The following is a 12,470-nucleotide window of genomic DNA, read 5'->3' as shown; positions in this document are numbered from 1 at the left end:
GCGGCGTCAGGCGGCTTCGAGATCGATCTCAATTTCGAAACGCATCTGATCATAAGCCGGTTCAACATGATCAGGCGTTTCCTGCATCACCGTCTCATAATCGAGCGGAATATGCATGTGGGTCAAGATCGCCCTTTTGGGTGCCAGTGTTTCGATCCACCCGAGCGCCTGTTCGAGTGATAGATGGCTGGGGTGATAGCGATATTGCAGGGCGTCGATGACGAGCACCTCAAGTCCGGCGAGTTTCGGCAGGCTTTCGGCCGGAAAATCGCTGACATCGGTGCAATAGGCCACATCACCAATGCGGAAACCCAAAGAATGGACGTCCCCATGCTGTTGCATATGCACCCCAAAGGCGATTGGTCCTCCTGCTCCATCAATAACAACCGGCTCGTTGATATCGGCAATCAGATAAGGCCGGACAATCGGTGGATAATTGCTGCCCGCCGGCGTCTCGAGACAATAGGCAAAACCATCGCGGATGCGCGCCATGGTAATGGGATCGGCATAGATCGGGACGCGGCTTTTCTGGAGTGCGAAATAGATGCGCAGATCGTCAATGCCATGCAGATGGTCGGCATGAGCATGGGTGTAGAGAACGGCATCGATAGCCTCCACCTTCGCGGCGATCATCTGCTCGCGAAAATCAGGACCAGTATCGATCACAACGGTCGTTTTGCCGCCATCAGGACCAATCTGTTCCACCATGAAGGCCGCACGCGTGCGCCGGTTCTTCGGATTGTCGGGGTCGCAGGCGCCCCAGTCGCCGTTAATGCGCGGCACGCCGGGTGACGAGGCGCATCCGAGAACCGTGAAGCGGCGACGGTAGATTGCCACGCCTACACCCTTGTCATCTTGGAAAAGCAGCGGAAGGCGTTTTCGGTGGTGATCTCGGCCATCCGCTCGAAGGAGATGCTATGCACCTCGGCCAGAACCTCCGCGGTATTGACGACGTAGGAAGGCTCGTTGCGTCTGCCACGCCAGCGCTTCGGCGCAAGATAGGGTGCGTCCGTTTCTACAAGCAGCCGGTCAAGAGGCACGGTTGCAGCGATATCGCGAATATCCTGCGACTTTGGGAAGGTCAGAATGCCCGAGAAAGACACATATCCGCCAAGCTCGACACCCGTTTTTGCGAGCTCGGGACCAGCGGAAAAGCAGTGCAGAATGAACGGAAACGCGCCCTTCCCGCTTTCGGAGCGCAGGATGGCGGCCATGTCGTCATCGGCACTGCGGCTGTGAATGACGAGCGGCAGCTTCGTTCGTCTCGCCGCCTCGATATGGCGAAGAAGGCCGGTCTTCTGGTCTTCGGGCTTCTGCGTGTCGTAGAAGTAATCCAGACCCGCCTCTCCGATCGCCACGATCTTCTCATGACTCTCGGCAAGCTGCACCAGCTCATCGGCGGAGATATCCAGTTCCTCATCGGCATTGTTCGGATGGGTGCCTACCGAGCAAAACACTGACGGATATTTTTCCGTGATCTTCAACAGCTCCGGCAGACGACGCACCCGGGTCGAGATCGTCACCATCTGGCTCACGCCGGAGGCATGGGCGCGAGCGATGATGTCGTCGCGCTCCGCCTCGAAATCAGGAAAATCCAGATGGCAATGGGTATCGATCAGCATCGTGGTCGCCTTCACGCTTCCGGCGCGACGTAACGCGGAAAGACTGGCTTCGGAGCTTCCAGTGGTGTCCCCGGCACCAGACGACCGGCTTCGCCCAACGCCGCGAAGTCGCGCTTGTCGGCTGGCGCCGCAACGAGATCGAGCAGCTTTTCGCAGGAACCCGGCATGATGGGCTGCAGGAGAATGCCGATCTGGCGCACAACTTCCGCCGTGACGTAAAGCACGGTGCCCATCCGCTCAGGGTCGGTCTTTTTCAGCGCCCAAGGCTCGTGAGAGGCGAAATAGCGGTCGGTCTCGGAAACGACGGCAATGATGGCGGCTACCGCGCGGTGGATGAGCTGCTTGCCCATCTCCTCACGGCAAATGGCAAGCAGACCGTCTGCAGACGCCAGCATCGCCTCGTCTTCGTCGGTGAACGGACCGGGTGTGGGGATATTGCCGTCGCAATTCTTGACGATCATCGACAGCGAACGGCTGGCGAGATTGCCGATGCCATTGGCAAGATCGGCATTGATGCGGGTGGCAATGCCCTCTTCGCTATAGCTGCCGTCCTGGCCGAAGGAGACTTCGCGCATGAAGAAATAGCGGACCTGATCAAGGCCGAAATGGTTCACCAGATTGGCGGGATCAACGACATTTCCGAGCGACTTCGACATCTTCTCGCCCTTGTTGAGCAGGAAGCCATGTGCATAAACGCGCTTGGGCAGCGGCAGCTTCGCGCTCATCAGGAAGGCTGGCCAGTAGACGGCGTGAAAACGAATGATGTCCTTGCCGATGATATGCACGTCGGCCGGCCAATACTTCGCCCGCGGACCGTTCCTGTCTTCGAGGTAACCCGTTGCGGTGATGTAGTTGGTCAGTGCATCGACCCAGACATACATCACGTGCTTCGGATCATTGGGAACCTTGATGCCCCAGTCGAAGGTGGTGCGGGAAATCGACAGGTCCTTCAGACCGGATTTCACGAAGGAGATGATTTCGTTACGGCGTTCCGCCGGACCGATGAAGTCGGGGTTTTCCTCATAGAGCTTCAGTAGCTTGTCCTGGTATTCGGAGAGCTTGAAGAAATAGCTTTCCTCCTCCACCCATTCCACCGGCGTGCCCTGCGGGCCGTAACGGACGCCATCGGCGCGCACTTCCGTCTCGTCCTCGGCGTAATAGGCCTCGTCACGAACGGAATACCAGCCGGCATAGCTATCCTTGTAGATGTCGCCGCTCTCGGCCATCAGGTTCCAGATATTGCGCGAGGTCTCGTGATGTCGTTCTTCCGTCGTGCGGATGAAATCGTCGTTCGAGGCGTTGAGCAGCTTGCCCATCTCGAGAAACTGATTGGAATTTCGCTCCGCGAGTTCTTCCGGCGAAACGCCTGCCGCACGTGCCGTCTGCTGCATCTTCTGGCCGTGTTCGTCGGTGCCCGTCAGGAAGAACACATCCATTCCGTCCAGGCGCTGAAAGCGTGCCATGGCGTCCGTTGCGATCAGTTCATAGGCATGGCCGATATGCGGCTTGCCGTTGGGATAGGAGATCGCGGTGGTGATGTAGAATGGTGTCTTGTCTGTCATGACGGTCTATCGACTTTACGCGCTGTTTTTTGGATAGACCGCTCTTAAACCATTGTTCGCAGCAGCGAAAGAAAAAGCTACCGAATTGGTACACTGATATCAATATTGCCGACTATTCGTCATCCTCGGGCTCGAGCCGAGTATCCATTAATTTCAGCGGGTTGTGGATTCCCGTGTCAATCCCGGGGGTAATGCGGCTTAGAGTGGGCCAATCCGAAAAGGCAACTTCGGTCCTCACGATTTTCCGGCCTTAGACGCCCCGGATATCCTCAAGAATGGAAATCACCATCTGTTTCTTGTCAAGATTATAGGCCTGCGCCACGGTGATGCGTTCCGAGAGCGCCGAAGAAAGCCGTGCCAGCCTTTCCGCAGCCGTGATATCGCCCGTCATGGCCGCCGCGCGCGCGCGCGCCATCAGATCTTCCGTCACATGTTCCATGAAAAAACCGAGGACGATGTCGCCATCCTTCTGGGCCAGGATCTCGGCGAGCTTGTGCATCTGTTTGCGGGCGCCTGGCCCGTCGGCATTCATGACTGCGGCAAGGGCCTCGACAATATCGGAGCCGCCGTAGTTCATCAGCTTCAGCGCCTGCGCAACGCTACCCTTGGAGGCGGCAAGCAGGGCATCGCGCTTTTCCTCCGAGAGATTTATGCCGAGATGATCGAGCGCCTGCACCATGGCCGAATCCGAAAGCGGTAGCAGCCTGAGCGGCATGCAGCGTGAGCGGATTGTCGGCAGCAATTTTCCCGGTGCGTGGGAGAGCACGAGAAACATCGCCCTTTTGGGCGGCTCTTCCAGTATTTTCAGGATCGCGTTCGCGGCATTGCGGTTGAGATCATCGGCGGGATCGATGATGACGATGCGCCAGTTGCCGGTGCCCGAGGTCTGCGAGAAAAAATGCCCTGCCCGTCGCACCTCGTCCACCGTGATGGCGGATTTCACGCGGCCGGTCTTTTCATCCACGGGCCGGGTGAGATGCAGCAGGTTATGCGAGGCGCCGGCGGTGATCTGCCGGCTGACCAGCGACTGCGGATCGGGGTCTGGCAGAAACTCCGGCGCCGACAAAGGATCGGGATGGTTCAGCACATGATTGGCGAAACGGAAAGCGAGCGTCGCCTTGCCGATGCCCTCCGGCCCTTCGATGAGAATGGCATGATGGCCTTTGCCAGAGCGATAGGACTGCGCGAGAAACGCCTCCGCCTCCTCATGGCCAAAAAGCCTCGTGTTCTGCTGCGGCGCGATTGCACCGTCGAGAACGCCCTGGACCTCACTCATGGGCCCTGCCCGCCTCGGTCCCCAGCTGTTCGAGCAAGGGCTCGACGAAGGACATGACATCCTCCGCAACTTTTTCTTCCGGCTGATCGGCATTGACGATGCGGCAGCGACGCGGCTCGGCAAGCGCGATGTCGAGATAGGCTTCCCGCCGCTTCTCGTGGGTTTCGATTTCCTCTTTCTCGAAGCGATCGGGCTTCGCGCCTTCATCCGCACGCTTTCTGGCGCGGGCAAGGCCTTTTTCGGCAGCGATATCGAAAATCAGTGTCAGCTCCGGAACGACGCCATCAATCGCGATGCGCTGCAGCGTCTCGATGAAATCCGGCTCCAGATTGCCGGTCGTGCCCTGATAGACGCGGGATGAATCGAGAAACCGGTCGCAGAGCACGATCTCGCCGCGCTCCAGCGCAGGGCGAATGACCTCTTCGACGTGATCGTTGCGCGCGGCGGCGAACAGGATGGCTTCCATCCGGACGCCAAACGGCTCCGCCGCACCGGAAAGGAGAACATGTCTTACGGCCTCCGCACCCGGCGAACCGCCGGGCTCACGCGTTACGACCACCTTGAAGCCACGATCGCGAAGCGCCTCGGCAAGCGTGCGAATCTGCGTCGATTTGCCGGCGCCTTCGCCGCCTTCGAAGCTGATGAACAATCCGGTCTTTTCGGCCAATGTCACGTCCTGCAAGGAATTCACGTCAATGTTGAAATGCCTGTTTACAGCATCGGACCGAAATGTGTGAAGCGCTTTTCAGAAAAACCGGTGCCTGAACAAAAGCATAGGAGAAAAGGCACGTGCTGAACCGCACTTCACAGCCAGAACAGCAGAAGTTCCTTCAATGCTCCTGCGGCATTCTGGGTGAGCGAACCCTTGTTCACCCGGCTCTTCGTATAGAGCGGCACTTCGCGCAATAGACGCTCGCCCGAGAATATCTTCAGCGTTCCGGCATTCGCCCCGACATCGAGCGGCGCGTTCAGCGGCCAGCGATAGACGATACGTCCGGAGAGGCGTTCCGGATTGTTGACGGGCACCAGGACGCTGATATCGTCCTTCGGAGAAAGGTCGACATAGGAGGCATCGCCGCCATACACGCTGACGGAGCCAACCACTTCATCCTTGCTGAACAGGCGGCGTTTTTCGAAGGCGGTCAGGCCCCAGTCCACCACTCTGCGCGCTTCCTCCTGCCGCGTCTTGTCGTCTGCGATGCCGGCAAGCGCCAGATAGATGCGGCGCCCTTCCCGCTCCGCCGAAACCACGGCGGCAAAACCGCTGCCTTCTGCAAAACCGAGGCCGAGACCGTCTATACCGCTTCCCGGCATCAGCAACGTGTTCTTGTTGCGCTGGAAAATCCGGTTCCATTCGAAGTCCGGCTTCGTAAACAACGAGTAGCGGTCTGGATAGGTGTCATGCAGATGCTGGGCAAGGCGCACCATGTCCCTGGCGGTCGTCTGGTTTCCGGAATCGGGAAGTCCGGTGGAATTGGCAAACGTGCTGCGGTTCATGCCAAGTTCGCCGGCCCGTGCCGTCATGCGCTTGGCAAAGGCAGCGTCCGATCCCGCCATGCCTTCGGCGATGATGATGCAGCCGTCATTGGCGTTCTGCACGATGATTCCGGTTAAAAGGTCATTGATGCCAACGGAGGATTTCAGGGCGGCGAACATGGTTGACGTTCGCGATGGGGCTCCGCCCGTGCGCCAGGCATATTCCGAAACGGGATAGGCCGTTTCCGACGCCAGCTGTCCTTTCGACAGCGCATCCAGCACCACCTCCACCGTCATCAGCTTGGCAAGCGATGCGGGCGGAAAGGACTGATCCTCATTTTGGGCAAGAAGCACCGTACCGGTTTCGGCATCGATCATATAGGCCTGCTCGGCCTTGGCGATGAAGGGCGCTGTCTGCGATTGCGCCGCGCCGGCGCTCAAAAATGCAAAAGCGGCCGCCGCGACGGCCGACAGATAGGAGCGATGAAAGGTCTTGCGCATGAAACCGCCCAGTGCTGTCTGCCACAACCGGCCGCCCGCCATGAGAACGGTGTGCCGGTGTCCTTAATCCGTCAGCGTGACTTCGCCTGCTGACGCTTCACATGGGCGAGGATCGACTCTTCGCTCAAGCCGTCACGATTGACGAGCACGGTGTCGAACACCTTTGCGGTTTTGGATACGGCGGCGGATTCTTCGGAATAGGCCGCTGCATATTTGGAAGACGGCGTGGGCACACGCAGATAATTGCCGCCTGGAGCTGCTGGTTCCCGCAGGAAGTTACCTTCGGGGCGCTCCGCCAGGATCGGGCCGATTTCCGGCAGGATCGCGAATTGTTCGAATGCGGGCTGTACACCGTTGACGAGTGGCATGGCCTGAAGCGCCGCATTCTTCTTGGAACCGACGAGCGCGGTCTGAGCCGAGCCGGCATAATTCGGGTTCGATGTCGGCGCCGGCACGAAATTCGGCGAGGCCGAAGCAACCATCACGCCGGTCGCGATCTGCCCTTCAGGCGCGACGCCCGGCGAACGCGAACCCTTCGGAATATAGGAAGCCATCAGGTAAGGCATGTCATGGCCGTCGAGTGGCGCACGGCCCGCATATTGAACCCGTACATTTGCCGTCCCCGTCGCCTTCATGTCCAGGAGATCTGCCGTCTTGCTGGAAACGTCGATCAGACGGCCCTCGTGGAACGGACCACGGTCGTTGACACGGACGAGCACCGACGCGCCATTATCCATATTGGTGATGCGCGCGTAGCTCGGCAGCGGAAATGTCGGATGTGCGGCAGAAAGATGTTCCTTGTCGTAAACCTCGCCATTGGCCGTGAGGCGTCCATGAAAGGCGGAGCCATACCAGGAAGCAAGGCCAACCTTGTTGTAGCCCGGCTCTTCTTTCGGGAAGTAACGGCGGCCCTTGACGGTATAGGCGTTACCCAGCAGCTCGCGTCCGCCACCCTTCGGGATGTTCTTTCCATCGGCAACGCGCGGGCTGGCCTTCACGCCATATTCGGATTCGGAGAAATATTCCTTGCTGCGCTTGGGCTTAGGCTTTGTCTCGGAGGTGGTGGAACACGACGCCGTTGCAGCGCAAAGCACGGAAATTGCAAGCCACTTCACGCCCGACCTGGCGCTGATGCCTGTTTTCTTGACCGTAGAATTCAAATCGTCTGCCCCACGCTGCTATTGGCTCGGAGAACCGCACCCTCACTTGCCTCGATATTGCCCCTGCCATCGAAGCACCTAACAGTCGCTTAATCTTGTGCATAACGTGGCGAAAATGCGAACGACTTTTGCAAATTCGATAAAATTGTAACGAACGTGGTTAATGATTTCTATCTTTTCGGCATGCCCCTCCACGGCGGAATCCGCCCGCCGTCAGTCCTCCCCTCGCAGCCTCGCAAGGAACAAAGCAGCGGTAACCGCGTTTTCTCCGCGCAAACAAACGAGCTTCCGCCGGTTTCGGCTGAGGGAGGAAACATGATAAATTTTATGAAAACCACAGGTCTGGCGATTGGCATCGCCCTGGTATCCTTCGCCGCACCTATGCCTGCCGGTGCCCAGGATATGGAGCTCAGAATCGGCCCGGATGGCGTCCGTCCCGTCATCCGCGACCGTGATCGGGACATGGACCGCCGGGGTCCTCCACGCATGCGTGGCTGCAGCGAACGCGAAGCCCGCGCCGCGGCCCGTGAAGCAGGCCTTCGTGATCCCGAAGTCGTGCGCGTCACGCCGGGCCGCGTTGTTGTCGAAGGCTTCACGCGCCGGGGACCGGACCGGATCACCTTCGCAAATGAACGAGGCTGTCCGGAAATCTGATCCACAACCGCTGCCTGGAACCCGCCGAAAGGCGGGTTTCTTATTCGTACGGAATGTACGCGATGCCCAAACGCTGCGGGAACACGCCTCGTCGCGACATTATTCGAATGATGTTGCGCTTGATGGCAGATGGGGTGGGATTCGAACCCACGGTACGCTCTCACGCACGCCGGTTTTCAAGACCGGTTCCTTAAACCACTCGGACACCCATCCATGGTGGTGAGGCTTTATAGCGGTTTGAAAAAGGGCGTCAATCCCGCTCCGACAAGCATCGTCTTCCTTCTCTCACAGTTGGCGGATCATTGCCCCGGGGTCGCTGCAGGCGGCAGCAGGGAGCCGTCACCTGAAGGTATCGAAGGGACCTGCTGCGCTGTATCGAACAGCGTAAGGCTCAAAACGATTGCAACAAGCACCAACAAAAGCGCCACAAAGAGGATTCCGGATTTATCCATGCGTCTGCTCATGTCACGTTACGTTAAAGGAGAATATGTGCAATTCGAGGCGAGCAAAGAATAAAGCGAAAGCCTGTCAAGTTGTCTTACAGATCCGTCAAATTCATCGTTCAAAAATCTGCGGATTAAGTGAAATTTGTGCATCGGCGTACTGTTTGGGACGGAAGTGGCCTATCGCGTCCGCACCATTGTCTCTTATATCCCACTCATCGCTCCCGGGCATTGCCCAACTTTCCCCGAGCGATCAACCTGCCCCGCCTCTTTGCGGGGCTTTTTTCTTTTATGGTCATGACATGATGTGCGGCCGGAGGATGGGCGACCCTTTACGGCGGGCGTCTCACTCAAACGCCGATGCTGGGCCCGCCATGGCCGTGCCGGCCTTCCCCCTGGAGAAGGTCCTCGAAGAGGTTCAGCAGCGCCGGCGGCAAGGTATCGGACAACTCGGCGATGATTTCGTTGGCGCGGTTATAGGAATAGATCGCGCAGAGCGTGAGCACCAGCAGAACGATCCAGGGCCAGATTGGTTTGCGCCTTTGCGGCGCTCCGTTGGGCTGTTGCGGTAAAGTCATGCCGGCACCTTCCGTTCAGGCCTTGACGCGCGGCTCGCCTCCCGGCGCATAGGCGGTTTTCTGCAGGAAGCGGAATATGTTGCCGCATTGGGCGCAGCGGATCATGAAGTCGGTTGGGTCGCCCGAAGGGCGTTCTGCGCGAAATCCCCGGGGCATTTCGTCAATGCGGAAATCGACGTCCCGGCGGGTTTTGTCATCCGACTCGGACGCCTCGGCAAAACCCTGATGGCCACATTTGGAACATTCGAGTTTCCGGGAATATCTGTCACGCGCTGCCATATGCCGTCCTTTGCTTGCGCTTATCAGGTAGCAGCGGCAAAACATCATTTCAATGGCGATCGCCGCGGGTTAAAGCTTTGCCTGTTATTTCCGCGCCGAAAACCCGGCGGACAGAGCGAGTTTGAAAGCTCATGCATAGCGACACAGGCTTCCTTTCCTCTTCCCTCATAAGACGCGTCATCGTCATATGCGGAGCCCTTGCCGCCCTTCTCACTGCGCTCAATTTCGGCATGAAATGGTATGGCGACAGAATTATTCAGGCGGGACACACCACGTCGACCGACGAAGTGGAGATGACCATCGGCAACGACCGGCTGAAACTGGCAAAAAACACCCTTCGGAATCCGTCTGATCGTGACAGTGGTGCACATGAGCGCGCCGACCTCTACCTCACCTGGCCCGACCTTGCGGGGTATCGAGATTCGAATCGTGCCCTTTTCGACGATCCGAAAAATGCAGTCGGGCTGATTTTCGTTCAGCTGTCGCAGAGCACCATGTCGCAGGACATGTCAGGACGTTTCGAGCCGATTTATACCAGACTTATAGAAGGTGAGCCGACGCCCCTGAAGCACGGACTGCTGCTCCATCGGCTGCGCGCTGATTCCGGTTATGGCAGGGAAGTCATATTGACCGGCCGACGCGACGGCGAAAGCGTCTATGTGGTGCGCTGCCTGCTGCCGCAGACGCCTCAGGAAACACCGGGTAGCGATTGTCAGAGAGATATCCACGTCGGCCAGGACCTGAGCCTGTTCTACCGATTCTCGGCCAACCTGCTGCCGCAATGGCAGGCGCTAGACGCGGCCGTGACAGCCTATGTCGAGAAACGCCTCGTAAAAGACGAAAACCCGTGACACGGCACGAGACAGATCGCGTGTGAAAAGTCGCATTTTATGGAAGGCGGATACCTTTCATAAACCACTTGGTAACGCCATCCCGATAAAGTTTCTACCCGGAGCATTCGGGCGGGGCGTGTCCGAGCGGAACATAAATATGCGATTGAAGAGTTCAGCAGTGTTGAAAAGTCTATCTTGGGCACATTCGCGCAAAGCGGGTACAGGGTCTTTTGTAAGGTTTGTGGCGTTGACACTTGCGGCGGCGTTCATGACCGCAACATCCGTCCAGACCGCAAAGGCCGATCCGAAATATGCGGGCATCGTCATCGATGCGAAGACCGGCAAGGTGCTTTACGGCGAGGATCCCGACGGGCTGCGTTACCCGGCTTCGCTCACAAAGATGATGACGCTTTATCTGACGTTCGAAGCCCTCAGTGCCGGACGTATCTCTCTTGATTCCAAGGTGCCGGTTTCGGCGAATGCAGCCAAGGAGCCGCCGTCCAAACTCGGTGTGCGCGCTGGCGGCAGCATTACGGTCGAGCAGGCGATCCTTGCTCTCGTCACCCGGTCGGCCAACGACATGGCGACGGCGCTCGGTGAATATCTCGGCGGCTCAGAAGACCGTTTCGCCAGAATGATGACCGCAAAGGCCCGTGCCCTCGGCATGACGCGCACGACCTACCGCAATGCCAACGGGTTGCCCAATACAGCCCAGATGACCACGGCGCGCGACCAAGCCCGCCTCGGCATCGCGCTTCGCCAGCATTTTCCGCAATATTACGGTTACTTCTCCACCCGCACTTTTAATTTCGGCAAGCAGGTAATCGGCAATCACAATCGCCTCGTCGGAACCGTGAAGGGCGTCGACGGTATCAAAACGGGTTACACGCGTGCAGCCGGCAGCAATCTTGCCACCTCCGCGCAGCTCGACGGGCGCTCCATTGTCGCCGTCGTTCTCGGCGGTCGCTCCAGCGCTGCCCGTGACGCCACCATGCGCAAACTGGTTGCAACCTATCTGCCGCAGGCGTCGCGTGGCGGCAACAGCAACCTGATTGCACAGACGCGTTCCGCCCCGGTCGAAGAGCCGGTCGCTGTGGCCGCCGCCGTTCCCTCTGTCGCCGTCGCCGCGACGGATGCCGGCCTGCCCAATGCCGGACCCGTTCCGCAGACGCGTTACGAGGATGCGCCGGTTACCGCCTTTGCTGGCTCCTCTTCCAATGCAGCCGTCAAGGCAATGGAAGCGGCTACCTGGCAGAAGGGTAAAGACCCCATCCGTCAGGCGCCCTCCGCGCCCGATCGCAGGCTGATAACCAATTCCACCAAGGTCGATAATATCGTCACGGCTTCCACCTCGGCTTCCGCAGCCTCCGCACCTTCCGTTGCGGCAAGGTCTGACGCGCCGCAGGGCGGCTGGGTCATCCAGATTGGCGCATCGCCGGACGAAAATTCCGCGCGCGGCCTGCTGCAGAGCGCCCAGGAAAAAGGCGGTGCGGCGCTGCGTTCCGCCAAGCCCTTCACGGTGGCCTACAGCAAGGACGGCTCCCAGATATACCGCGCCCGTTTCGGCGGCTTCGATGGCCAGAACGCCGCGGTGAATGCATGCAATGCATTGAAAAAGAAAGGCGTCAGCTGCTGGGCATCCCTTCAGTGAAGACGTTCCCGCAGGCGGTGCTCTCTGTTTCGAACATCGCCTGTCTCCTCGAATTGTGTAATGAGTAGCGAGGCTTTCCAAGATGGCAGTCAACGAGAATTATTCGGACATTGCGTCTGGCAACGGGCATGGCAGCCTGTCGGTTCTGCATCCCATTCATGAGGCGGCGATGCGTATCGCCGATCTCGGTCTCAACCGTTCCAAGGCAAAAACGCGTGATCTCGTGGCGTTGCTGCTCTCGCATGGCGCCCGTGCCTGGCGCGCCAACCAGCCGGAAGCCAGCATTCACCTGCACGTCGCCCGTCGGTCGGGGCGCTCACCGGTTCATATACGTATTCGCTGACAGACCGCACCAGACGGAAACCCAAAGAAAAACCCCGCGGCGCACAGGCACCGCGGGGTTTTTGTTGACCCTGATGTGAAAAACGAGGCGGC

At 58.8% G+C, this 12,470-nt stretch carries 14 protein-coding genes and 1 tRNA gene; 5 read left to right on the top strand and 10 right to left on the bottom strand.

Going from position 1 to position 12,470, the window contains the following annotated elements; genetic code table 11:
• Positions 1-6: 6 nt before the first annotated feature.
• The 7 genes from AGR2A_RS09075 to AGR2A_RS09045 form a co-directional block, all read right to left on the bottom strand.
• Positions 7-837 (bottom strand): MBL fold metallo-hydrolase, encoded by an 831-nt coding sequence (locus AGR2A_RS09075; RefSeq protein ID WP_072494373.1) that lies wholly within the window; start codon positions 835-837, stop codon positions 7-9.
• Positions 838-839: 2 nt separating this feature from the next.
• Positions 840-1,622 carry a TatD family hydrolase gene (locus AGR2A_RS09070; protein ID WP_072494918.1) on the bottom strand — a complete coding sequence of 261 codons (783 nt, stop codon included), beginning with the start codon at positions 1,620-1,622 and terminating at the stop codon, positions 840-842.
• Positions 1,623-1,633: 11 nt separating this feature from the next.
• Positions 1,634-3,184 carry a methionine--tRNA ligase gene (gene metG / locus AGR2A_RS09065; RefSeq protein WP_072494372.1) on the bottom strand — a complete coding sequence of 517 codons (1,551 nt, stop codon included), beginning with the start codon at positions 3,182-3,184 and terminating at the stop codon, positions 1,634-1,636.
• Positions 3,185-3,434: 250 nt separating this feature from the next.
• Positions 3,435-4,460 carry a DNA polymerase III subunit delta' gene (locus AGR2A_RS09060; RefSeq protein ID WP_072494371.1) on the bottom strand — a complete coding sequence of 342 codons (1,026 nt, stop codon included), beginning with the start codon at positions 4,458-4,460 and terminating at the stop codon, positions 3,435-3,437.
• A complete protein-coding gene (gene tmk, locus AGR2A_RS09055; RefSeq protein ID WP_004441759.1) occupies positions 4,453-5,127 on the bottom strand; it encodes a dTMP kinase in 675 nt (224 codons plus the stop codon). Before tmk ends, AGR2A_RS09060 begins: the two co-directional genes overlap by 8 nt.
• Before the next feature lie 137 nt (positions 5,128-5,264).
• On the bottom strand, positions 5,265-6,437 hold the full coding sequence (locus AGR2A_RS09050) for a D-alanyl-D-alanine carboxypeptidase family protein (protein ID WP_072494917.1): 1,173 nt from the start codon (positions 6,435-6,437) through the stop codon (positions 5,265-5,267).
• 71 nt (positions 6,438-6,508) lie between these two features.
• Complete coding sequence (locus AGR2A_RS09045) at positions 6,509-7,597, bottom strand: septal ring lytic transglycosylase RlpA family protein (RefSeq protein WP_006697463.1); 1,089 nt, start codon at positions 7,595-7,597, stop codon at positions 6,509-6,511.
• A 315-nt stretch (positions 7,598-7,912) separates the two neighbouring features.
• Between AGR2A_RS09045 and AGR2A_RS09040 the strand changes: the two genes are divergently transcribed.
• Positions 7,913-8,251 (top strand): hypothetical protein, encoded by a 339-nt coding sequence (locus tag AGR2A_RS09040; RefSeq protein WP_004441749.1) that lies wholly within the window; start codon positions 7,913-7,915, stop codon positions 8,249-8,251.
• A gap of 123 nt (positions 8,252-8,374) precedes the next feature.
• Here the strand turns inward: AGR2A_RS09040 and AGR2A_RS09035 are convergent.
• Positions 8,375-8,464 (bottom strand) — tRNA-Ser (locus AGR2A_RS09035).
• Here AGR2A_RS09035 and AGR2A_RS29530 point away from each other — a divergent pair.
• Positions 8,465-8,767 (top strand): hypothetical protein, encoded by a 303-nt coding sequence (locus tag AGR2A_RS29530; protein ID WP_162702017.1) that lies wholly within the window; start codon positions 8,465-8,467, stop codon positions 8,765-8,767. It begins immediately after the preceding tRNA gene.
• Positions 8,768-9,044: 277 nt separating this feature from the next.
• Here AGR2A_RS29530 and AGR2A_RS09025 read toward each other — a convergent pair whose 3' ends face one another.
• Complete coding sequence (locus AGR2A_RS09025; protein ID WP_022556128.1) at positions 9,045-9,272, bottom strand: hypothetical protein; 228 nt, start codon at positions 9,270-9,272, stop codon at positions 9,045-9,047.
• Between the two features lie 15 nt (positions 9,273-9,287).
• Entirely contained in the window at positions 9,288-9,551 is a 264-nt protein-coding gene (locus tag AGR2A_RS30045) for a hypothetical protein (protein ID WP_004441746.1), read from the bottom strand.
• A gap of 131 nt (positions 9,552-9,682) precedes the next feature.
• On the opposite strand from AGR2A_RS30045, the gene AGR2A_RS09015 reads away from it, so the two are divergent.
• The 3 genes from AGR2A_RS09015 to AGR2A_RS09005 all read left to right on the top strand — a co-directional run bounded on the left by AGR2A_RS09015 (position 9,683) and on the right by AGR2A_RS09005 (position 12,378).
• Complete coding sequence (locus tag AGR2A_RS09015; RefSeq protein ID WP_072494369.1) at positions 9,683-10,402, top strand: hypothetical protein; 720 nt, start codon at positions 9,683-9,685, stop codon at positions 10,400-10,402.
• A gap of 139 nt (positions 10,403-10,541) precedes the next feature.
• Entirely contained in the window at positions 10,542-12,035 is a 1,494-nt protein-coding gene (locus tag AGR2A_RS09010) for a D-alanyl-D-alanine carboxypeptidase (RefSeq protein ID WP_080822672.1), read from the top strand.
• Between the two features lie 82 nt (positions 12,036-12,117).
• Entirely contained in the window at positions 12,118-12,378 is a 261-nt protein-coding gene (locus tag AGR2A_RS09005; protein WP_004441743.1) for a hypothetical protein, read from the top strand.
• Positions 12,379-12,470 lie beyond the last annotated feature (92 nt).

Origin of the sequence: Agrobacterium genomosp. 2 str. CFBP 5494 (assembly GCF_900013495.1) — a bacterium.
In the GTDB taxonomy this organism is placed as follows: Bacteria; Pseudomonadota; Alphaproteobacteria; order Rhizobiales; family Rhizobiaceae; genus Agrobacterium; species Agrobacterium pusense.
The sequence above is the reverse complement of the archived record's forward strand: the minus strand, read 5'-3'. Positions and strand labels throughout refer to the sequence as shown.